This is a genomic window from Halarchaeum nitratireducens (genome assembly GCF_017874695.1).
Lineage (GTDB): Archaea > Halobacteriota > Halobacteria > Halobacteriales > Halobacteriaceae > Halarchaeum > Halarchaeum nitratireducens.
In genome coordinates this window covers 174,279-195,844 of the sequence record NZ_JAGIKY010000001.1, presented here as the reverse complement: position 1 = coordinate 195,844, position 21,566 = coordinate 174,279, and the positions used below count along the sequence as shown (strand labels likewise).

General features: G+C 70.8%; 21 protein-coding genes and 2 pseudogenes. 15 read left to right on the top strand and 8 right to left on the bottom strand.

Going from position 1 to position 21,566, the window contains the following annotated elements:
* Positions 1 to 17: 17 nt before the first annotated feature.
* Positions 18 to 872, top strand: a complete 855-nt coding sequence (locus tag J2754_RS00925; RefSeq protein WP_229772775.1) for a coenzyme F420-0:L-glutamate ligase — start codon at positions 18 to 20, stop codon at positions 870 to 872.
* Between the two features lie 343 nt (positions 873 to 1,215).
* Here J2754_RS00925 and J2754_RS00920 read toward each other — a convergent pair whose 3' ends face one another.
* Both J2754_RS00920 and J2754_RS00915 read right to left on the bottom strand, forming a co-directional pair.
* Positions 1,216 to 2,391: a glutathione-independent formaldehyde dehydrogenase gene (locus J2754_RS00920; RefSeq protein ID WP_188877141.1), complete on the bottom strand. Its 1,176-nt coding sequence runs from the start codon at positions 2,389 to 2,391 to the stop codon at positions 1,216 to 1,218.
* A gap of 240 nt (positions 2,392 to 2,631) precedes the next feature.
* Positions 2,632 to 3,378, bottom strand: a complete 747-nt coding sequence (locus J2754_RS00915) for a DUF429 domain-containing protein (RefSeq protein ID WP_211086417.1) — start codon at positions 3,376 to 3,378, stop codon at positions 2,632 to 2,634.
* A gap of 57 nt (positions 3,379 to 3,435) precedes the next feature.
* Here J2754_RS00915 and J2754_RS00910 point away from each other — a divergent pair, with 57 nt between their 5' ends.
* From J2754_RS00910 to cruF, 6 genes and pseudogenes are all read left to right on the top strand, one after another.
* Positions 3,436 to 5,037, top strand: a complete 1,602-nt coding sequence (locus tag J2754_RS00910; protein ID WP_211086416.1) for a bacterio-opsin activator domain-containing protein — start codon at positions 3,436 to 3,438, stop codon at positions 5,035 to 5,037.
* A 99-nt stretch (positions 5,038 to 5,136) separates the two neighbouring features.
* On the top strand, positions 5,137 to 6,165 hold the full coding sequence (locus J2754_RS00905; protein WP_188877144.1) for a phytoene/squalene synthase family protein: 1,029 nt from the start codon (positions 5,137 to 5,139) through the stop codon (positions 6,163 to 6,165).
* Positions 6,162 to 6,233 (top strand): annotated as a pseudogene (locus J2754_RS16680) (hypothetical protein); the annotation flags it as partial. The gene J2754_RS00905 and the pseudogene J2754_RS16680, both read left to right, overlap by 4 nt.
* 6 nt (positions 6,234 to 6,239) lie before the next feature.
* Positions 6,240 to 7,736 (top strand): annotated as a pseudogene (locus J2754_RS00900) (phytoene desaturase family protein); the annotation flags it as partial.
* A complete protein-coding gene (locus J2754_RS00895) occupies positions 7,733 to 8,566 on the top strand; it encodes a prenyltransferase (RefSeq protein WP_188877146.1) in 834 nt (277 codons plus the stop codon). The pseudogene J2754_RS00900 and the gene J2754_RS00895, both read left to right, overlap by 4 nt.
* Positions 8,559 to 9,398: a bisanhydrobacterioruberin hydratase gene (gene cruF, locus J2754_RS00890; protein ID WP_211086415.1), complete on the top strand. Its 840-nt coding sequence runs from the start codon at positions 8,559 to 8,561 to the stop codon at positions 9,396 to 9,398. The genes J2754_RS00895 and cruF overlap by 8 nt, the downstream gene beginning before the upstream one ends.
* A 10-nt stretch (positions 9,399 to 9,408) precedes the next feature.
* Here cruF and J2754_RS00885 read toward each other — a convergent pair whose 3' ends face one another.
* Complete coding sequence (locus J2754_RS00885; RefSeq protein WP_211086414.1) at positions 9,409 to 9,870, bottom strand: universal stress protein; 462 nt, start codon at positions 9,868 to 9,870, stop codon at positions 9,409 to 9,411.
* A gap of 88 nt (positions 9,871 to 9,958) precedes the next feature.
* On the opposite strand from J2754_RS00885, the gene hemE reads away from it, so the two are divergent.
* Complete coding sequence (hemE, locus tag J2754_RS00880; protein ID WP_211086413.1) at positions 9,959 to 10,969, top strand: uroporphyrinogen decarboxylase; 1,011 nt, start codon at positions 9,959 to 9,961, stop codon at positions 10,967 to 10,969.
* Between the two features lies 1 nt (position 10,970).
* Here the strand turns inward: hemE and hemG are convergent, their stop codons facing one another.
* Positions 10,971 to 12,296 carry a protoporphyrinogen oxidase gene (gene hemG / locus J2754_RS00875; protein WP_342590094.1) on the bottom strand — a complete coding sequence of 442 codons (1,326 nt, stop codon included), beginning with the start codon at positions 12,294 to 12,296 and terminating at the stop codon, positions 10,971 to 10,973.
* On the bottom strand, positions 12,269 to 13,318 hold the full coding sequence (gene hemH / locus J2754_RS00870) for a ferrochelatase (protein WP_211086412.1): 1,050 nt from the start codon (positions 13,316 to 13,318) through the stop codon (positions 12,269 to 12,271). The genes hemG and hemH overlap by 28 nt, the downstream gene beginning before the upstream one ends.
* Positions 13,319 to 13,485: 167 nt before the next feature.
* On the opposite strand from hemH, the gene J2754_RS00865 reads away from it, so the two are divergent.
* The 4 genes from J2754_RS00865 (at position 13,486) to J2754_RS00850 (ending at position 16,379) form a co-directional block, all read left to right on the top strand.
* Positions 13,486 to 14,148: a LolA-like protein gene (locus J2754_RS00865; protein WP_211086411.1), complete on the top strand. Its 663-nt coding sequence runs from the start codon at positions 13,486 to 13,488 to the stop codon at positions 14,146 to 14,148.
* A complete protein-coding gene (locus J2754_RS00860; protein WP_211086410.1) occupies positions 14,145 to 15,047 on the top strand; it encodes a S49 family peptidase in 903 nt (300 codons plus the stop codon). The genes J2754_RS00865 and J2754_RS00860 overlap by 4 nt, the downstream gene beginning before the upstream one ends.
* On the top strand, positions 15,034 to 16,104 hold the full coding sequence (locus tag J2754_RS00855; protein WP_188877153.1) for a motility-associated ABC transporter substrate-binding family protein: 1,071 nt from the start codon (positions 15,034 to 15,036) through the stop codon (positions 16,102 to 16,104). The genes J2754_RS00860 and J2754_RS00855 overlap by 14 nt, the downstream gene beginning before the upstream one ends.
* Positions 16,105 to 16,169: 65 nt before the next feature.
* Positions 16,170 to 16,379 carry a DUF8149 family protein gene (locus J2754_RS00850; RefSeq protein WP_188877154.1) on the top strand — a complete coding sequence of 70 codons (210 nt, stop codon included), beginning with the start codon at positions 16,170 to 16,172 and terminating at the stop codon, positions 16,377 to 16,379.
* Between the two features lie 159 nt (positions 16,380 to 16,538).
* Here the strand turns inward: J2754_RS00850 and J2754_RS00845 are convergent, their stop codons facing one another.
* The 3 genes from J2754_RS00845 to J2754_RS00835 form a co-directional block, all read right to left on the bottom strand.
* The gene (locus tag J2754_RS00845; RefSeq protein WP_211086409.1) at positions 16,539 to 17,282 is read right to left on the bottom strand and encodes an SDR family oxidoreductase; all 744 of its coding nucleotides are present in this window, start codon (positions 17,280 to 17,282) and stop codon (positions 16,539 to 16,541) included.
* 78 nt (positions 17,283 to 17,360) lie between these two features.
* The gene (locus J2754_RS00840) at positions 17,361 to 17,603 is read right to left on the bottom strand and encodes a hypothetical protein (RefSeq protein ID WP_188877156.1); all 243 of its coding nucleotides are present in this window, start codon (positions 17,601 to 17,603) and stop codon (positions 17,361 to 17,363) included.
* A gap of 48 nt (positions 17,604 to 17,651) precedes the next feature.
* Complete coding sequence (locus J2754_RS00835; protein ID WP_188877157.1) at positions 17,652 to 18,587, bottom strand: thiamine-phosphate synthase family protein; 936 nt, start codon at positions 18,585 to 18,587, stop codon at positions 17,652 to 17,654.
* A 57-nt stretch (positions 18,588 to 18,644) separates the two neighbouring features.
* Here J2754_RS00835 and tenA point away from each other — a divergent pair, with 57 nt between their 5' ends.
* The 3 genes from tenA to J2754_RS00820 are packed head-to-tail and all read left to right on the top strand — an operon-like array spanning position 18,645 to position 21,432.
* A complete protein-coding gene (gene tenA, locus J2754_RS00830; protein ID WP_188877158.1) occupies positions 18,645 to 19,310 on the top strand; it encodes a thiaminase II in 666 nt (221 codons plus the stop codon).
* Positions 19,307 to 19,954, top strand: coding sequence for a TenA family protein (locus tag J2754_RS00825; protein ID WP_229772777.1), 648 nt, complete (start codon positions 19,307 to 19,309; stop codon positions 19,952 to 19,954). The genes tenA and J2754_RS00825 overlap by 4 nt, the downstream gene beginning before the upstream one ends.
* Positions 19,951 to 21,432, top strand: a complete 1,482-nt coding sequence (locus J2754_RS00820) for a sodium:solute symporter family transporter (protein WP_188877160.1) — start codon at positions 19,951 to 19,953, stop codon at positions 21,430 to 21,432. Before J2754_RS00825 ends, J2754_RS00820 begins: the two co-directional genes overlap by 4 nt.
* Positions 21,433 to 21,566: the final 134 nt, after the last annotated feature.

The following is a 21,566-nucleotide window of genomic DNA, read 5'->3' as shown; positions in this document are numbered from 1 at the left end:
CCCCGGATCTATCACTGATGCCAGAAGTGACCTTTCACGGATTGGACATCGGACGCGTCGACCCGAATGACGACCTCGTCGAACGAATCGTCTCGACGACCGGCGAGGAGTACGCCCTGTCGGACGGCGACGTGATCGTCATCACCGCGAAAGTCGTTTCGTTCGCCGAGGGGCGACTCATCGAAGCCGATGACGTCGATGTCACCGAGCGCGACCGACGGGTCGCCGAGATCACCGGGATCGATCCGCGTGAGGTGGCGGTCATCTACGAGGAAAGCGACGTTCTCGGTGCAATCCCGATCGCAGAGGTCGGTGAGGACCTGCTCTTGGAACACGCCGTGGATCCCGACGTCGCTCAAGAAGCGCTTGACGACGTCCCCTCGATGCTCGTGACCGAACGTAACGGTCGACTCTGCACGAACGCGGGTGTCGACTGGTCGAACAGCCCGGAGGGAAAGATGACCCTCCTTCCAAAGGATCCCGACGAAAGCGCGCGACGGCTCCGCGGGGAGATCGAGGCACGAACGGGAGCCGACGTCGCCGTCGTGCTGTCTGACTCGGAAATCGCCGGTCCGGGATCGATGGATCTCGCCATCGGGTGCTCCGGAATCGAAGCGATCGACACCAACTTCGGGCGAGCGGACCTCTACGACCAGCCGAAGATAGGCGGTGTCGATCTCGTCGCCGACGAGCTCACAGCAGGGGCAGCGCTGCTATTCGGACAGGCTGACGAACGGGTTCCCGTCGTGATCGTGCGCGGGCTCGAATACGAGGACGGCGAGGGCGTCCCGAACTCGAGCGGCATCGTTCGGCGGGGTCTCCGGAAGAGCATCGAGTTGACTGCTCGGTTGAAGGCCCGGGAATGGTTCTGACATCGGGTCGGGCTCGTTCTCGCCCGCAGTGACCGGAATTGCCGCGACGGTCGGGAAGTTCATAGAGCGCACGCGATAGGATTCCACGTGAAATCGACCCGTGCGCCGTGCGAAAGGAGCGCGTGCGACAGGCTGTGGCCGTTTCGGACGTCGATCTCGTCACTCACCAGACCACGAACACCGACGAGCGACCGCGAACCAGCCGCGAAGGCCGAGAGGGAGCGACGACCGACCAGCGTACCGCGACGAAGTCAGCGAACGCGCTCGGACGTCGGCGTCTCGATCGGCGTGACAGTGAGCTAGACGCTTTCCCGGCGAAAAAACAGTCTGTTGCGTGAACGCCCTAGGGCTTGAGGAGGACCTTGAGGACGTCCGCGTCGCGGTCGTCGAAGCGCTGGTAGAGATCGGGAGCCTCGTCGAGGCCGGCCTCGTGGGTGACGACGAAGCTCGGGTCGGCGACGTCCTCGGCGATGAGGTCGCGGAGGTACCGGTTGTACTTCTTGACGTCGCACTGCCCGGTGCCGAGCTGCTGGCCCTTCTCGAAGAGCTTCCCGAAGTCGATGCCGAGGCGGCCCTGCGCGGCCATCGCGTCGGGCGCACCCGGATCGGACGGCACGTAGAGGCCGATGATGCCCAGTTGGCCCTTGGGCTTCACGACGTCGATGAGCTGATTCAGGACGACCGCGGGGTTCTCACGGGCCGGGTCGTAGGCGTCGCTCCCGACGTCCGTGTCCGGGTCGAGTGCCTGGTAGCCGACGGCGTCGACGCCCTTGTCGACCTCGTCACCGAAGTCCGAGAGGATCTGTTCGACCGGATCGCCCTCCTCGAAGTTGATCGGGACGGCGCCGGTGTGTTCGGCCGCGAGATCGAGGCGGGCCTCGACGCGGTCGACGATGTAGATCTTCGAGGCGCCCTTGATCTTCGCGCTGTAGGCGGCCATCTGGCCGACGGGGCCGGCGCCGAAGATGACGACGGACTCGCCGGGCTGGAGGTCGGCGAGTTCGGTGCCGTGCCAGCCGGTCGGGAAGATGTCGGCGAGGAGCGCGAAGCTCTGCTCGTACTCGTCCTCGGGTTCGCCGGGGAGCTTGAGCGCGTTGAAGTCCGCGTACGGGATGCGGATCTTCTCGGCCTGTCCGCCCTGATACGGTCCCATTCCGACGTAGCCGTACGCGCCGCCGGCCGGCACGTCACCGTCGGGGTTGACGTTGAGACAGAAGCCGGTCTTCCCCTCCTCGCAGTTCTTACAGTGTCCGCAGGCGACGTTGAACGGGGCGACGACGCGGTCCCCTACTTCGAGGTCGTCGACGCCGTCGCCGACCTTCTCGACGACGCCCATGTTCTCGTGCCCGAAGACGATCCCGGGTTCGGCGTCCGTCCGTCCCTCGTACATGTGCAGGTCGGACCCGCAGATGCACGTGGTCGTGATGTCGATGATCGCGTCGTTCGGTCCCTGTAGCGTCGGTTCGTCCACCTCGTCGACTTCGACGTGGTGCTCTCCGTGGTAAACAACTCCTTTCATGATACGCGTTCTAATGATAGACGATCACGATACAAATAGATGCGCCCTGGCGGCGACCAGCACCCCTTTCGGGCGGGCTCCGGGGCGCTCGGTGGCCACCGTCGTTTTAGCGGAGGACGGACCGGACGTATGGACGGGGCCGGACGCGATCGGTACCGGCGCGGCAAAGCTCGGCGAGCGCCGCCACGACGCCGTCGTCCGCTGAGACGTCGGCTCCGTTCGGCCCGACGGGGGGCCGGTCTACGGGACGTCGCGATAGACGATCTCCATGGGGACGCCGCGCTCGGGGTCCCGCAGCGGGTCGTCGGGGAGCGTACGCAGCGTCCCGCGGTCCGTCCGGCCGGCGACGGCGAGACATATCGCGTCGAGGAGGTCGTCGCGGCTGTCCGCGCGAAAGCGCCGGCCGTGCGCGGGCGGCTCGTCGATGCGCGCGGCGACGAGTCGCTCGTAGGCGACGCGCGCGTCGTCGTATCGATCGAGGACGTCGAGACGCGCTTCGACGCCCGCGTCGTCGGTCTTCGCGGGAGCGATCGGGCCGTCGCCGAGGCCGGCGAAACAGACCTCGGGGTGGGCCTCGCGGACGACGCCGCGGGCGCCGGGGTGTTCGGCGAGGAGGACGTCGGCGTCGCGGACCTGCGGGAGGACGTTCCACGTCTGCGTGGTGAGCGAGCCCGCGGTCCGCGCTTCGACGCGGCGTTTCGCCTCGGCGTACGTGGGCGCGTCGAGGGCGGCGCGCGGCGGGGCGAGGAAGACGCGGCGGCGCTGTGCGCCGAGGGCGTCGCGGGCGCGTTCGTCACAGGCGCGCCGCCCCCGCTCGGGGAGGCCGATCGGGACGTCGACGAGGACGGACGCGGCGTCGCGGTGGGCGTGCCAGACGGAGAGGAGCGAGGGGTGGTGACGCGCGTCCCAGCCGTCGGCGTCGCGGACGGCGGCGACCCAGCCGTTCGAGCCCCAGTCGACGCCGACGACCGTCTCGGGTGCGGGCATACAGACAGTCGTGGCGCGGCGCTCTTACGTCTGCGCGTTCGACGGTCGACCGTCGAGATGGCACCCCGACACGGGACGGACGACGGTCCGCGGCTCCCGGACGACGTGAAGGAGCGCGCGATGGACGAGGCACCGGTGGGGATCACAATGACCGATCCGACTCGATCTGACAACCCGCTCGTCTACGTGAACGACGCCTTCGAGCGCATCACCGGCTACGCGCGCGAGGACGTGCTCGGGCAGAACTGCCGGTTCCTCCAGGGGCCCGAGACGGCCGACGAGCGCGTGGACGAGATGCGGCGGGCGATCGAGGCGGGCGAGTCGACGGTCGTCGAGCTACGGAACTACCGGGCGGACGGCGAGCCGTTCTGGAACGAGGTGAAGATCGCGCCGATCCGCGACGACGACGGCGACGTCCGCTACTTCGTCGGGTTCCAACGCGACGTCACCGAGCGCACGCGCTCGGAGCTCGCGGTCAGACGCGAGCGGTCGAACCTCGAACACGTACTCGATCGCGTCGACGGGCTGTTGAGCGACGTCACGGAGGCGGTCGTCAACGCGGAGAGCCGGGAGGCCATCGAGCGGCAGGTCTGCGAGCGCCTCGCGGCCGTCGAGACGTACGTGCTCGCGTGGATCGGGGACGTCGACCTCGCGGACGACATCGTCCGACCGAGGGCGTGGGCGGGCGACGCCGGCGACGTGCGGACGGCCGACCTCGCCGTGGCGCGCGACGACGCCGAGAGCCCGGTGGTACGCGCGCTCGACGAGGGGCGCGTCGCGCTCGGCGACGGGGAGACCGGCGTCCCCGGGAGCCTCGCGTCGGTCGGCGGCGTCGCCGCGGTGCCGCTACGCTATCGCGGGACGACGTACGGGGTGTTGGTGGTGTACGCGAGGGAGGCGGACGCGCTGAACGAGCGCGAGACGGCGGTGCTGGAGTCGCTCGGTCGCACGGTGGCCACGGCGTTGAACGCCCACGAGTCGCGCCGGCTCGCCGCCGCGGACCAGGTGGTCTCGGTCGCCTTCGACGTGCGGGACCGCGAGCTGTTCGTCGTCGACCTCGCGGCGCGCTTCCCGGGGACGCTGACGTACCGCGGGGAGGTGTATCGGGAGGAGGCCCCGGTGCTCTTCTTCACCGCGGACGCGGACGCGGATCGCGTCCTCGCGGCCGCCGAGGCGTCGCCCGAAGTCGAGGCCGCGACCGTCGTGGGCGGGGGGGACGACACGCCGCTCTTCGAGTTCAGACTCCCGGCGTCGTCGTTCCCGGACGACCTCGTAGCTCGCGGCGTCCGGATCGAGGGGATCAGCGCCGCGGACGGCGGGGCGCGCGTCGAACTCGAACTCCCGATGGGCGTCGACACCAGGTCGGTGGTCGAACGCTTCCGCGAGCGCTACGACGACGTCGAACTCGTCCGCTATCGAGAGACGGAACGCCCGCCGACGACGGAGCGCGACTTCGTCGCCGCCGTCGAGGACCGCCTGACCGAGCGCCAGCACGCGGCGCTCAAGCGCGCGTACCTCTCGGGCTACTACGACGCGACGCGGACGGCGACGGGCGACGAGCTCGCGGCGGCGATGGACATCTCGCGGGCGACCTTCCACCAGCACCTCCGCGCCGCCGAGCGGAAGGTGTTCGCCGCGATCTTCGATCGGGATACCTGACCAGTCAGGTACGGCGGTTTTGTCGGCGGGCGGCGTATCGAACGACGAGAGCCACCGACCGGTCCGCCGTGACCGGACGCCCGTGGGTCGACTGTCACCATGATTTCCCCCGACGACGTCGCCACGAGCAAGGCGATACAGCAGCGGACCGGCAAGACCTTCGCCGCCGCGACCCGCGTCCTCCCCGAACGAGCCCGGCGCGCCACCTACGTCCTCTACGCGTTCTTCCGCGTCGCCGACGAGGTGGTCGACGACCCGCGGGGCGCCACGCCCGCCGAACAGCGCCGCGAGCTTGCGCGCCTCCGCGCGGCTGCCCTCGGCGAGACCGACACGGACGATCCCGTCCTCGGGGCCTTCCGCGACCTCGTCGAGACCTACGACGTCGCCGACGAGGAGATCGAGACGTTCCTCGACGCCATGGAGATGGACGTCGACACCCGCCGCTACGAGACGCACGACGAACTGGAGACCTACCTCCGGGGGTCGGCCGTCGCCGTCGGCAACATGATGCTGACCGTGATGGCGGACATCGAGGGCATGGACGACGAGACGGTCGATCGCGCCCGCCCGCACGCGAAGGCGCTCGGCGAGGCCTTCCAGCTCACGAACTTCCTGCGCGACGTCCGCGAGGACGTCCGAGAGTACGGTCGCATCTACATCCCGCGCGCGACGCTCGACCGGTACGACGTCCCCGAGTCGGAGGTCCGCGCCTGTACGTTCTCGGAGCGCTTCGCGGCGGCGATGCGCGCCGAGCTACAGCGCACCGAACGCCTCTACCGCGAGGGCGTCGCCGGCATCCGGTACCTCCCCGAGTCGTGTCGCTTCGGCGTGCTGTGCGCGGCGGTGCTCTACGCCGATCACCACCGCCTCATCCGCCGGCGGGGCTACGACACGCTGAGCGCGCGCCCGACGCTCTCGACGCCCCGACGCCTCGCGCTCGTCGCCCGGACGTGGTATCACTGGAAACGCACCGGCGACCCCGAAGCGGCGTTCTACGCCGCGAGCGTCGTCGACACGACTGACGGACCGAACTCGACGACGCGCTCGCGGCCCGGCAACGAGTCGGTGCGGACGCGCGCCCGCTCGGCGGCCGCGTCGCTCTCCTCGCTCCTGGGGGTGCGCGAGTGAGTCGGACGGTCACGGTCGTCGGCGGCGGTTTCGGCGGTCTGTCCGCGGCCTGCTATCTCGCCGACGCGGGGTGTGACGTGACGGTCGTCGAGAAGAACGACCAGCTCGGCGGCCGCGCGAGCGTCCTCGAACGCGACGGGTTCCGCTTCGACATGGGGCCCTCGTGGTACCTGATGCCCGACGTCTTCGAGCGCTTCTTCGGCTACTTCGGGCGGGCGCCCGAGGACTACTACGACCTCACGCATCTCGACCCGCACTACCGGGTGTACTTCAAGGACGGCACCGGGACGCGCGATCCGTTCGCCGACGACGGCGACGCGAACGCGGTACCGGACGGCGCGGGCGCGACGCGCCGCGGGACGGACGCGGCGGGAGCGAACGCCGAGCGCGTCGACATTGATGGAGACATCGAGCGGACGAAGGCGCTCTTCGAGTCCTACGAGGACGGCGCGGGCGCGGCCTTCGAGCGCTATCTCGCGAAGTCCGAGGAGACCTACGAGGTCGGCATGGAGCACTTCGTCTACACCGACCGCCCGAACTTCCGGGATTACGTCGACTGGGACGTGATCCGCAACGCCCGCGGGCTCGGACTGCTCGGCACGATGCAAGAGCACGTCGAGGACTACTTCGAGCACCCCCGGCTCCAGCAGCTCGTCCAGTACACGCTCGTCTTCCTCGGCGGGTCGCCGTCGAATACGCCCGCGCTCTACAACCTCATGAGCCACGTCGACTTCAACCTCGGCGTCTACTACCCCGAGGGCGGCCTCGTCTCTGTCGTCGACGCGCTCGCCTCGCTCGGCGACGACCTGGGGGTCACGTACCGCACGGGCACGCCGGTCGCGGCGATCCGCGGGGCGCGCGGCGACGTGCGCGCCGAGCTGGCGAACGGCGAGATCGTCCGCGCCGACGCGCTCGTCTCCGACGCCGACTACGCGCACACCGAGCAGGAACTCCTCGACCCGGAGAACCGGCAGTACGACGCCGACTACTGGGAGTCGCGGACCTACGCGCCGTCGGCGTACCTCCTCTACCTCGGCGTCGAGGGCGACCTCGGGCCGCTCGCTCACCACACGCTCGTCCTCCCGGACGCGTGGGACGACCACTTCGACGCCATCTTCGACGAGCCGGCGTGGCCCGACGACCCCGCGTACTACCTCTGTGCGCCCTCCGAGACGGACGACGCCGTCGCGCCCGACGGCCACAGCGCGCTGTTCGCGCTCGTCCCGATCGCGCCCGGCCTCGACGACGAGGCGGCGGTCCGGGAGACGTACCGCGACCGTCTCCTCGACGACGTCGCGACCCACACCGGCCTCGACCTCCGCGAGCGCATCGTCGTCGAGGAGGACTTCTGCGTCGCCGACTTCGCCGAGCGGTACAACGCGACGGAAGGGAGCGCGCTCGGCCTCGCGCACACGCTCCGTCAGACCGGCCCGCTGCGCCCCGATCACCGCTCCTCGGCGCTCGACGGCCTCTACTTCACCGGCGGCTTCACGCGGCCCGGAATCGGCGTCCCGATGTGTCTCATCAGCGGCGAGCACGCCGCGAGCGCGGTTCTCAGCGACTTCGCGTGACGGGACTCGACCTCCGGCGCACGCTCGCGCGCTCGCGGCCGCGCTTCTGGCTCTACCTCGCCGGCCCGGCGCTCGTCGGGCTCGCGTACGCCGCCGACGGGACCGGCGACCTGCTCTCCGCGCCCGCCCTCGCGCTCGTCGCGTACTTCCTCGTGCCCGCGAACGTCTACCTCTACGGCGTCAACGACGTCTACGACGCCGACGTCGACGCGGAGAACCCGAAGAAGGAGGACAAGGAGGTGCGGTATCGCGGCGAGCGCGGCGTCGTCGCGCTCGTCGGACTCACGGGTGCGCTCGGCCTCGCGCTCGCCGCGTGGCTCCCGCGCGCCGCGCCGTGGATCGTGGGGTTCCTCGCCCTCGGGTGGGCGTACAGCGCGCCCCCGCGGCTGAAGACGCGCCCGCCGCTCGACTCGCTCTCGAACGGCCTCTACGTTCTCCCGGGTATCGCCGCCTACGCCGCGCTCGCGGGATCGATCCCGCCGCTCCTCGCGGTGCTCGGGGGGTGGCTGTGGACGATGGCGATGCACACGTTCTCCGCGATCCCCGACATCGATCCCGACCGGCGCGCCGGCATCGACACCACCGCGACCGTCCTCGGCGCGCGCCGCGCGCTGGCCTACTGTGGGGCGTGCTGGCTCCTCGCCGCCGTCGCCTTCGCGCTGCTCGATCCGCGCGCGGGCCTCCTCTTCGGGGTCTACCCGGTGCTCGCGCTCGCGCTCAACCTCGCGGACGTCGATCTCTCGCGGGCGTACTGGTGGTTCCCCGCGCTCAACACGGCCGTCGGCGCGCTCTTCGCGTGCGCCGGCCTGTGGGGTGTCCTGCGTGGATAGCGCGACGCTCTCGGCGCTCTCGACGCGACTCGACCGCCTCGTCGCCGCGAACCGCCCCGGAATCGCCGTCCTCGCGCCGCTGATCGGTGCGGCGTCGCTCATCGGGGGCGCGCTCGGCTACGTGCCGCGGTGGCTGGCGTTCAACGCCGTGCTCCTCCTGCTCGGGACGGCGATGTTGCGCCTCCCGCTCGTCGCCGCCGTCCTCCCCGAGATCGATCGGCGGGCGCTCGCGGCGCTCGGCGCTCTCTGTGGCTACACCTACCTGATCGAGTACGTCGGCGTGACGAGCGGGTGGCCGTACGGCGCGTTCAGCTACGGCGTCGAGCTCGGGCCGATGGTCGCGGGGGTGCCGCTCGCGCTCCCGCTGTTCTTCCTGCCACTCGTCTGTAACGCCTACTTCCTCGCCGTGCTGTTGCTCGGCGAGCGCGCCGGGACCGCGCGCTACAGACTGCCGGCGACGGTCGCCATCGTCCTCCTCGTCGACTGCGTGCTCGACCCGGGCGCGGTGGCGCTCGGCTTCTGGTCGTACGCCGACGGGGGCGTCTACTACGGCGTCCCGCTCTCGAACTACGCGGGCTGGGTGCTCTCCGGGAGCGTCGCCGTCCTCGCCCTCGACGTCGCCTTCGATCACCGCGCGCTCCGCGCGCGCCTCGACGACTGCCCGTTCGCCCTCGACGACCTCGTGAGCTTCGTCGTCCTCTGGGGGCTCGTCAACCTCGTCTACGCGAACTGGCTGCCCGTGCTGTGCACCGCCGCGCTCGTCTGTGGCCTCCTCGCCACCGATCGGTTCGATCTCGCGTTCGCGCGCGGGAGCGGCGGCGTCGACGGCTGACGGGACTCCGCTACGCCCCGGCCTCCGCCTCGGCTTCGGTCTTCACGACGATGGCCGGACGAGTCGCCAGCCGGAGCACGCGATCCGTGACGCTCCCGAGGAGCGCGCGATACTCTTCGGGCCGCTGTCGCGTCCCGAGCACGAGGAGGTCCGCGTCCACTTCGTCCGCGTGGGCGACGACCGTCTCAGCGGGGTCGCCGTGGCGGAGTTCGCCCGTGACGTCGACGCCCGCAGCCTCGGCCTCGCGGCGGACCGCGTCGATGGCCGCCTCGCCCGTCTCTTCGAGGCCGTGCTCGGGCCCCTCGGCTCCATCGACGTACTCGTCGCCGCTGTACGCCGTGTAGACGGACTCGTCGACGACGTAGACGACGCGCAGATCCGCGCCGTGCGCTTGCGCGAGCTCGATCGCGTGCGAGGCGGCGTTCTCGGACGCGACCGTGCCGTCGGTCGCCAACAGGATGGTGTCGTACATGCGGTCGATGACTTCGACCGGGGAGTACGTAACGTTCGGGGTCGCGCGGGAACAACAGAGTTACCTGCCGCGTGGCGTTCTCTCCAGTATGGAGAAGCTTCTCGTGCGAGCGGTCCGGGGGGAGGACGTCGAGCGCCCGCCCGTGTGGCTGATGCGTCAGGCGGGGCGGCACATCCCGGAGTACCGCGAGATCCGCGAGGAGTACAGCTTCTTGGAGGCGATCAAGACCCCCGAGGTCGCCGAGCGGATCACCCTCCTCCCGTGGGAGCGCTATCGGCCCGACGGCGTCGTGATGTTCTCGGACATCCTCACCGTCCTCGAACCGCTGGGCTTCGACTACCGCATCGAGAGCGGCGTCGGCCCCGTGATCGAGGACCCCTTCGAGGGCCCCGGGGACGTGCCCGAGGAGTACGCACCGATCGGCGACGAACTCGACTACGTCGGCGCGCTCCTCGACCGCCTCGATCGGTCGGTCGGGGACGAGACGTCGCTCATCGGCTTCGCCGGCGGGCCGTTCACCCTCGCCTCCTACATCGTCGCCGGCGGGTCGTCGCGCCACGACGAGATCCGCCAGCTTCGCGCGCGCCACCCCGAGGCCTTCGCGGCACTCCTCGACGTCATCGCGGACGCCGTCCTCGACTCGCTGCGGTACCAGGTCGATCACGGCGCGGACGTCGTTCAGCTCTTCGACACGTACGCGGGCGAGCTCGCACCCGCCGACTACCGCGAGTTCCTCCAGCCGCTCCACCGCCGGATCTGCGCGGGCGTCGACGCGCCCGTTATCCTGTTCGTGCGCAACATGGCGGGCCGACTCGACGCGCTCGCCGACGCGGACCCCAACGCCGTGAGCCTCGACTGGACGGTCGACATCGCGGACGCGCGCGACGAACTCGGGGACGTCGCCGTGCAGGGGAACATGGACCCGCAGTACCTCTTCGGCGACGAGTCGTTCGTCCGCGCGGAGGCGGAGCGGGTCATCGAGGCCGCGGGCCCGCGCGGCCACGTCCTCAACCTCGGCCACGGCGTCCACGCGGACACGCCGGTGGAGAGCGTACGGGCCTTCGTCGAGACGGCGAAGAACTGGGAGTACGAGAGCTAGACTAGGCGAGGCGGTCGGCGACGCGCTCGGCCTCCCGGACGCGCCCGGGGACGCCGACGCGCGCCGTGTAGTTCGTGGCGAGCGTGACGCCGTCGGGGAGATCGAGACGGTCGAGCGCCGCCCACGACTCGTCGTAGGCTGGGAGGGCGTCTTGGCCGACCCAGACGTCCCGGACGTGCGCGGCGGTATCCATCACGGCCTCGAACTCGTCGGCGGCGATCGTCCCGATGTCCGCGGGATCATCCTCGACGATCCGCCCGTCGTCCATCCCGCCGAGGAACGCCGTGTACTGTCCGGTTCGCCCGAAGAGGCTGTGGTGCCACGAGACGCCGAGCGTCCGCAGCGACTCGGTGCGACGCACCTGATAGCCGAAGCCCTCGCGGCGCGCGTCCGAGTACATCGCCACGACCGCGAGCGGGTTGTACCGGAGCTCGGCGAGCGCGGCCGCGGAGTCGGGCGCGGCGCGTTCGAGGAGGTCGGCGGCGGCCGGCGCGGGGACGGTGAGCACGACGTCGTCGGCCGTGATCGTCCCGTCGGGCGTCGAGACGGCGTAACGCTCGCCGTCGCGCTCGATCGCGGTGGCGGGCGTGTCGCGGCGCACGCGATCGGCGTAGCGCTCGGCGAGCGCGCTCGGGAGCCGCTGGAGTCCGCCCTCGATCGACACCGGAGGCGGGGTCTCCCGATCGCCCGTCGCGCGCGCCAGCAGGGGACGGAGGAGGGAGCCGTGCTCCTCCTGCATCCGGAGGAGCGCGGGGAGCGCGCGTCGCACGGGCATCCGATCGGGGTCGGACCCGTACGTCCCGCCGTAGATCGGCTCGACGAGGTTGCGGTACGCGGTCCGGCCGAAGGACCGCCGGACGGCGCTCCCGACGGACTCGTCCGGGCGGACGTCGCCCGTCAGCGGCTCGGCGAGGACGCGGAGCTTCGCGTACCACGGGAGGAGGTCGGTGCGGACGAACGTCGAGAGGTCGAAGGGGACCTCGCGGAGCGCGCCGTCCGCGTAGACGTAGAGCGGGAGGCCGTCGTCCGCGACGATGAGGTCGTCGCGGAGCCCCGCGGCGTCCACGAGCGCGGCGATCCCGTCGGTCAGTCTGAGCCGGTTCGGGCCGTGCTCGGCGACGAGACCGTCGTCGAGCGGCTGGGAGTCGATGACGCCGCCGGCCTCGCCGGTGGCCTCGAGCGTGACGCACGAGACGCCGCGCTCGGCGAGGGCGTGGGTGAGCGCGAGACCCGTGATCCCCGCGCCGACCACGGCGACGTCGACGTCCGCATCGCTCGCGTCGGCGGCGGCGACCACGGTCACTCGGCGCGCGGCGCGTTCAGGCACATCGCGCCCTCCTCGGCCGCGCACTGACACTCACGGAGCTGGTAGTACTCGGGATCGACGTCGGCCGCGAACGGCTCGACGAGGTCGGCGAGCAGGTCGGCGAAGCGCGGGTCGTCGTGTGGGACCGGGACCCGAAAGAGCTCCTTGCCGGCTTCCTCGACCTCCTCGCGGAGCTCGATGTCGAGTTCGGAGAGCGTCTCGGACTGCTCGTGCATGAAGCTCACCGGCTCGACGACGACGCGCTCGGCGTCGTTCTCGACGGCGACGTCCTCAGTTTCGGGCTCGGTCCACGGGATGTCGCGGTTCTCGTGGTTCTGGTAGCCCACGGTGTACTCGTCGACGCCGACGAGGTGGGCGAGCGCCGTCGTGAACTCCTCGACGTAGACGTCGTAGCGCGACCCCTCGTCGAGGTAGTGGGTCGGCGTCCCGTGCGCGGAGAAGAGGACCATGGTGTCCTCGGAGCCGAGGTCGAGGCCCTCGCGATCGGCGTACTCGCGCATGTTGTCGGCGCGCAGGCGCGTGTACGTGGGGTGGCGGTGCCAACCGGAGACCCGATCGACCGGGACGTCCCAGTCAGCGGCCTCGACGGCGTCGTTGAGGTCGCCGAGGGCGTCGACGGTCGTCGAGGGACCACAGAGCGGGTAGATCGGGAGGCCGACGAGGCGATCGACGCCGTCGGCCTTCGCGGCCTCGACGGCGTCGGCGATGGTCGGCTCGGAGAACTGCGTGCCGAGGTAGCCGGTGACGTCGAAGCCGCGTTCGGTGAGGACGTCGACGACGGCGTCGACCTGCGCCTTCGCCTGCGGGTTCAGCGGGGAGCCGCCGATGTCCTCGTACTCCTCGATGAGGCTGGGGGCGCGCTTCTCCGCGAGCTCGCGCGAGCGTTCGCGGGCCTGCTCTTCGGGCATGTCGCCTTCGAGGAAGCGGTTGTTGTAGAAGATACGCTCGAGATAGGGGACAACCTCCTCGCGCGTTGGCTCGGACGGTTCGCCGAAGTTCAGGAGGATGACTCCTGTCGTCATACGCGTTCGTTGGGCGTCGGCCGGCCAAAAGGTATCGGTTGCCGAACCCGCGGTACGGCCGTCGAACCGGTCGGTATATGACGTCCGAGGGCGTTCACGGGTGGTCGTTAAACGACCGAGCGAGCAGAGACAACCATTATGTTACACGATCGAAGTCGTGTAAACGGATGCCCCGCAGAACGAAACGATGTGCCCTCACCATCGGGCTCGTCGGTGCCCTCCTCCTCGCCGGTTGCTCGACGCTGCCGTCGGGTGGGCTGAACGCCGACGCGGTCGGAGAGCAGGTCCAACATCGCTACGACGCGATCGAGGGATACAGCGCGACCGTCACGAAGACGGTCGAAGCGAACGACGAGACCTCGACGGTCCGCGCCCACGTCTCCGCGGACGTCGACGGCGCGACGACGGTCACGTACCGAAGCGGCCCCGACGCGGGGACGACGGTACGCTACGAAACGCCGACGCGCGCGCCCGTCCTCTCGGCCGGACGGCGCGACGCGGCGACCCGTGACGCGACGTACGGCGCGCTCGCGGCGTCGCTCGTTCGGACGAGCAACGTCTCGGTCGACGGGACGACGGTCCTCGACGGCCACCGGACCGCGATCGTCTCGCTCAGCCCCGCGAACGCGAACGCGAACGCGAGTGCGAACGACACCGAGCGGCGCGTCTGGGTCGACACCGACCGCCGGATCCCCCTCCGCGTCGAGACGACGTGGACGACGGCGAGCGGGACGACCGTCACCGAGACGGTCCGGTACGAGAACGTGACCCTCCGCGAGACGGACAGCGCGAACGAGACGGGGAGGCGGAATACGGTGAGCGCGACGTGAGCGGCGGCGAACGCTCGAAAGTCAGGCGAGTCGTCCTCGTCGGCGCGGTGATCGGCTTGCTCGTCGGCGCGGCGGTCGCCCCGACGGTCTGGGACCGGACGACCGGCCCCGACGGGAGCGTCGCCGTCGTCGAGCTCCACTCGACGATCACGAGCGACACCGCGAGCACGGTCATCGACAACCTCCGCGAGGCCAGACAGAACGACTCGATCGAGGCCGTCGTCCTGGACATCGACAGTCCGGGCGGCGCCGCGGCGGCGAGCGAACAGCTCTACCTCGCCGTCAAGCGGACGAGGCAGGTGATGCCGGTCGTGACGAGTGTGACCGGGATGGCCGCCTCGGGCGGCTACTACACCGCGGTCGCCTCCGACGAGATCTACGTGACGCCCGCGAGTAGCGTCGGGAGCGTCGGCGTGCGGGCCACGATCCCGACTGGCGGCGTGCCAGCCGGCGAGATCGTCACCGGGCCCGACAAGGGCTCGACGGCGACGCAGACCGAAGTCCGCCAGCGCGTCGAATCGCTCCGGCGGGCGTTCGTCGGCAGCGTGATGGCCGAGCGGAACGCATCGCTGACGCTGAGCGCGAACGAACTCTCGTACGCGAAGCTCTACTCGGGCGCGCGCGGCGTCCGATTGGGGCTCGCGGACTCCATCGGCGGGGTCGACACGGCGATCAGCGCGGCGGCGAGCGAAGCCGGCCTCTCCGACTACCGGGTGGTGCGGATGGAATCGCCGACCCCGAACGTCCTCAGCCAGCTCGGCCTCAGCGCCGACGCGGACGGGACGGCGAGCGCGAGCGCGACGTTCGGTAATCAGGGAGTCGAGACCGTCCACTACCTGACGCTCCACGGTTCGGTCGCGGGCCCGAAGACGGAGGTGGTCGCCAATGCGAGCGCCTGACCTGCGACGCGGCGTCGGCGCGTTCGTCGCCGTCCTCCTCGCCGCCGTCGTCGTGACGGCCGGTGTGGGCGTCGTGAGCGACGCGGTCGGATCGAACGGAGCGACGCAGCCCGACGCCCCAGCGTACGACACGGGCGACCTCCTGCCGACGCCGGTGGACGACGGCGGGTCCGTTCCGGCTCCTGACGCGGGGACCCAGAAGACCGTCGTCGTCGACGCCGCCCACGGGAATACCGTCGGGCGCGCGGACATGCAGCCGCTCGTGAACGCCCTGGTCGAAAGCGGTCACGAGGTACGCTTCTACACGGGCGGTGGGTCCTCGTCGCTCATCTCGGGTTCGGGGACGTCGGCACTGAACGAGACGCTCAACGATGCCGACGCCTTCGTCATCGCGGATCCCGCCGCAGCCTACAGCGGGGCGGAGGCGGACGCCGTCTCGGCGTTCGCCGACAACGGCGGACGCGTCCTCCTGCTGGGCGACACGCCGACGACGGCGACGAGCGCGTCGTCGCTCCTCGGGCTCACGGGCGAGACGACGGCCGGGAGCGGCCAGCCGAACGCCGTCGCCGCCCGGCACGGGCTGGCGTTCAACGCCGACTACCTCTACGACATGACGGAGAACGCGAACAACTTCCAGTACGTCTACGGCTCGCCGAGCGCCGACGGCGGACTCGCCGCGGGCGTCGATCGAACCGTGTTCGACGCCGCGGTAGCCGTCGCGCACGGCGACGCGGCGACCGCGGCGATCAGCGCCGAGAACGTCAGCCGCGAGAGCACGCGGACCACCGGGACGTACGCCGTCGCGGTGCGAAGCGGGAACGTCGCCGCGATCGGTGACACGTGGTTCCTCTCGCCGGACGGCGCGACCGTCGCCGACAACGAGGCGCTCGTCGGGAACGTCGCCGACTTCCTCGTGAGCGGGACGAAGACCGGCACGATCGGCGGATCGTCCGGCTCGACGGTGCGGCCGGGCGGGATTTCGCTCGACGGCGCGAACGCCGCCGGTGGATCGACGAACGCATCGAACGCGACGAACGCGACGAGCGCGACGGCCTGAGAGACGGCGCGTCGACGAGCGCGGGAGGCGAAACGCTTGTGTCGCCCTCCCCCGAAAGTCGATCGATGACGAGTGACGACGAGCAGCCGACCGCCCCGGTCGTCTGTACGGCCTGTGGGACCACGAACCGCGTGCCGCTCTCGGAGGTCGCCGAGACCGTCGAGCGGCACAACGAGCGCGTCCACGACGGGGCCGCGAAGGCCGAAGTCGACCCGGACGTCGCCGACCAGCTCGCCGACCTCGTCGCGCGCGATCTCGGGTTCCTCGACGAGTGAGGTGACGACTCGAACGCGCGCCGCGGCACCGACAGTCAGACTATTCAATAGTACTGCCCAGTAATACTTTTTGACGGGCGCATCCGTGAGCGTGTCCCGAGCGGGCTGATAGGCCGTCGTGGACGCGATCCCTCACCGCGGCGCGAACGCCCGCCGGCGCTACCAGTCGGAGAACTTATCCCGGCGGAAGAGATCGAGCTCTTGGACGACGTTCGGGTCCTCTTGGGCCGCCGCGAAGGCGATGGCGCGCGCGACGTCCGCGGGCTCGGCGGCGTCGCCGGGATCGAGGGCGTCGGCGAAGCTCTCGCCGTCCTCGCTCCCGAACTCCGTTCGGACCTCAGTCGGGTTGATCGCCGTCACGCCGACGCCCGCCTCGCCGGCGCTCCCCTGCAGGCTCAGCGCGAACCCGCGCGTCCACCACTTCGTCGCGGCGTACACCGGCGCGCCGGGGCGCGGATACTGGCCGGCCATACTTCCGAGGAAGATCAGGTTCCCCCGGCGTTCCTTCAGGTGCGGCATGGCGGCGCGCGCGACGTGGAACATCCCGTCGCAGTTCACGTCCATCATCTGCCGATAGGCGTCGAGGTCGAGGTCCTCGATGGCCGTCTCGGTGCGACCGAGGCCGGCGTTGTTCACCACGACGTCGAGGCCGCCGAAGCGCTCGACCGCCGCGTCGACGAGCGCCTCGACGGCGTCGGCGTCGGTCACGTCCGTCGGATGGGCGACGGCGTCGACGTCGTGGTCGCGGGTGACCTCGGCCGCGAGCGTTTCGAGGCGCTCCTCGCGGCGGGCGCTCAGGACGACGTTCGCGCCGCGGGAGGCGAGTTCGCGGGCGGTCGCCGCACCGATCCCCGAACTCGCGCCCGTGACGAGCGCCGTCGCGTCGGTCAGCGTATCCGTCATACACGGGATCGGTGCGGCGAACGGCTTAACCGTTCGGGGACCCGGCGGGGAGACTGCCCGACTCCGGACCGAACGACGTCAGTCGTCCGGCGCGAGTTCCGGCGGGAGGCCGTCGGATTCGATGGCGTACGTCAGCCACTGCCTGACGAGCGAGTCGACCGTAACGACGAGAACGACGCAGGCGACGACCAAGAACCCGACGATACCGAGGATGGCCGCGACGCCACCGGCGCTGAACAGGGCGAGCGCGAACAGTGCGGCGAAGCCGATGCCGGTGACGACCGTCGCGACGTAGCCGCCGAGGGAGGGCTTGGAGGCCATGGGGAACGGGTCGAACGCGCGCGTCCTAAGCCTTCGGTTGCCACACCATCACTCGCCTACGGCGTCGACGAGCGTCAGCGCGCGTTCGACGGCGTCGCGGGCGTCCGCGCCGAAGACGTAGCAGATCGGCTCCATCCCGTACGCGCCGTCGTGGTAGGCGACGGTGGGCACGCCGTCGGCGAACGCCTCACGGAGTTCGGCCGCACGGTCGTCGTAGCCCGCGTCGAACTCGACGGGGTCGTACCCACGCGAACGCGAGGCGTCGAGGAGCGCGTCGCTCGTCGCCACGTTCAGCGCCCCGCCGACGGTGTCGTCCCGCTCGGCCGCGACGAGCAGCGCGCTCGCCACGTGTTGTGACGCCCCGAACGCCGGCTCCGAGGGGACCTCGACTCGCCCGCGGATCGCGTGCAGTCTCCCGGGGACGGCGGCGACGTCGGCCGGTTCGTCGGCGTCGGGAAGCGCGCTCGCCACGTTCGTCCCGACGTTCGGGACGTGAGCCGACGTCGCGTCCGCGGCGGCGAAGCGCCGGACGGCCGTGCGGACGTCGCGGAGCGTCTCGCGTTCGCGCGCCGCCGCGCCGTCGCGCCCGCGGACGCAGAGGTCGCACCCCCGGCCGTCGAGTGCGGGCATCGCGTCCTCGTGGAGGGCACAGATCGGCCCGCGATCGACGAAGGAATCGAGCAGTCGGCGGAACTCGACCAGCGCATCGTATCCCGTGTAGTCGCCCGCGGTCCACCCGTCGGCGACGCGCTCGACCGTCTCCGTGAAGCGTTCGTCGTTCGCGAGTCGATCGGTGGTGCGGGCCTCGCCGGCGAGGTAGTTGCTCACCGCGGCCTGCGTGACGCCGAGGAAGCCCGCGATCTCTCGCTGGGAGCGACCGCGCTCGGAGAGCGCACGGGCGAGCGCGACGCGCATCGTCGGGATGAACTCGTCCGCGATCACCTCGGCGGGGAGCACGAGACCGTCGTCGCGTGTCGTCTCCATGGGCGATAATCCAGTTATACCACTAAATTATATAGGTGGCGATGACGAGGGGCCGATATGGGATACACCGAGACGCTGGCCGAGGTCGCCGATCCGATCTGGGACGCGATCGAGACGCACCCGATGGTGACGGGACTCGGCGACGGCACGCTCGACGTCGAGCCCTTCCGGTACTGGGTGCGCCAGGACTACGTCTACCTCGTCGAGTACTGTCGGGTGTTCGCCTACGGGGCGGCGCGCGCGCCCGACCTCGCTACGCTCCGGCGGTTCGCCGAGCTACTCCACGAGACCGCGGAGACGGAGATGGCGCTCCACCGCGAGTACGCCGCCGAGTTCGGGATCGACGCGGCGGAGTTGGAAGCGACGACGGCGTCGCCGACCACGCGGGCGTACGCGGACTTCCTCGTCCGCACCGCCGCGACCGGCACCTTCGGGGACCTCGTCGCCGCGCTCCTCCCCTGCATGTGGGGGTTCAACGAGACCGGGAAGCGCCTCGAAGCCGACGGCCTCCCGGACGACGAGCGCTACGCGGAGTGGATCCGCACGTACGCGGGCGACGACTTCACCGAGCTCACCGCGTGGTGTAAGGACCTCATGGACGACGTCGCGGCCCGATCGAACGACCCCGAGCGCGAGCGCTACCGCGAGGTCTTCGAGACCTCGGCGCGCTACGAGTATCGCTTCTGGGACGCCGCGTGGCGCGAGGAGGGGTGGGAGGCGTGAGCCACACCGACGACTTACGCGCCGCGAGCGCGTGGGACGACGCCGTCGAGCACGCGTTCGTCACCGAACTGGCGGCGGAGACACTCGACGACGCGGTCTTCCGCGACTACCTCGAACGCGACTACGCCTTCGTCGAGACGCTCGCCGGCCACCTCGGGCACGCCGTCGCGGACGCCCCCGACATGGCGCGAAAGCGGCGGTTCGCGGACTTCCTCGCCACCGTCGTCGGCCCCGAGGACGACTACTTCGCCCGGTCGTTCGACGCGCTCCCCGGTCCGGCGCTCGCCGACGCGAGGGTCGAGGGCGGCGACGTCGGCGACGCCTTCGCGGACCTGTTCGCGCACGCCGCGAGCGTCGGCGGTTACGCGGAGACGCTCGCCGTCCTCGTCCCGGTCGAGTGGGTGTACCTCGAGTGGGCGAGCGGGATCGAGAGCGACCCCAAGGCCTTCTACCACCGCGAGTGGATCGAATTGCACGACAACGAGGCGTTCCGCGCGCTCGTCGCGTGGCTCCGCGAGGAACTCGACCGCGAGCTCGACGACGCGAGCGACCGCGAGCGGGAGCGCGTCGAGCGCTTCTTCGCGCGAGCGGTCGATCTCGAAGTCGCGTTCTTCGACGCCGCGATGGCCGGGGGGAAGCGATGATCGACGCGACGCTCACGCTCGGCGTCGTCGTCGTCGCCCTCGCCGTCACGAGCCTCATCGGGCTCACCTACGTTCGTCGGCGCGAGCTGTCGCTCGACGCGTTGCTCACCGCCCGGGGGAGCGCGAGCGAGGGGACCACGGTCGCCTCCGTCGTCGGATCCGTGATGGGCGCGTGGATCCTCCTCAGCCCCGCGGAGGCCGGCGCGGCCTACGGCGGCGTCACGGCCGTCCTCGGCTACGCGATCGGGAGCGCGGCACCGCTTCTCCTCTTCGTCCCCGTCGCCGCGCGCGTCCGCGACGTGATGCCCGAGGGGCACTCGCTCACCGAGTACGTCCGCGCGCGCTTCGGCACGGCCTTCTACGCGTTCGTCCTCCTCGTCTCCGTCTTCTACATGTTCGTCTTCCTCGCGGCGGAGATGACGGGCGTCACCGCGGCGCTCGCGCTCGTCGCCGGCGTCCCCGCGTGGGCCACCGCCGCCGTCATCGGCGGGTTCGTCTTGGCGTACACCGCGTACGGCGGCCTCGTCGCCAGCCTCGTCACCGACACCGTCCAGACCGCCGTGGCGCTCCCCCTCCTCGTCGTCGCCGCCGTCGGCGCGCTCTGGCAGCTCGGCGGTACCGACGCCGTCCACGCGACCGTGGCGAGCGAGACCCCGAGTCTCCTCACGCTCACGAACCCGACCGCGCTCGCCTTCGGCTTCTACGTCGTCTTCGCCGTCCTCGGCGCGAACGTCCTCCACCAAGGGGTCTGGCAGCGGATCTGGGCCGCCGAGCGGACGGACTCGGTGAAACGCGCGTTCGGCGTCAGCGCCGTCGCCGTCGTCCCGATGATCGTCTTAGCGGGGGTGTTCGGCGTCATCGCCGCCGCGCGCGGCCTCGTGGACGGAAACGCCGGCGTCTCCTTCTTCCTCGTCGTGAACGACGTCTTCTCGACGCCGCTCGCGCTCGGCGTCGTCGTCCTCGCCGTCCTGCTCGTCGCCAGCACCGCCGACACCGTGCTGAACGGCGTCGCCAGCGTCGTCACCGTCGACCTCGCGGCGTTCACCGACGCCGGGTCCGACGCGCTCACGCGGACCGCGCGGGCCGTGACCGTCGTCGTCGCCCTCGCCGCCATCGTCGTCGGCGCGCGCGGCTACGACGTCCTCACGCTGTTCTTCCTCGCGGACCTCCTCGGCGCGGCCACGTTCGCGCCGTTCGTCCTCGGTCTCTACCTCCCGACGCTCGGCGAACGCGGCGCGCTCCTCGCCGCGGTCTCCGGGTTGCTCGTCGGCCTCGCGTACTTCCCCGGTCTCGGGATCGGGAGCGCGCTCGCCGCGATCGGCGTCCCCGTCACACCCGCGTTCTTCTGGGTGTTCGTCGGCTCGACCGGCGTCTCAGTCGGCTTCACGCTCGCCGCGGCCGCGCTCGGGCGGCGCGAGTACGACATCCGCGCGCTCCGCCGCGTCGGCGAGCGCCTCACGGAGGTGACCGAGCGGTGATGTCGACGGTCGGGTTCGCCGTCCTCGTCTGGGGGTCGGTGGTCCTCACGGCCGGCGTCTTCGCGTACATCCTCCTGACGCTCCGCCGTTGACCTCCGGGCGCCGGGGCGACCACTGACCCCGGATGAATATAC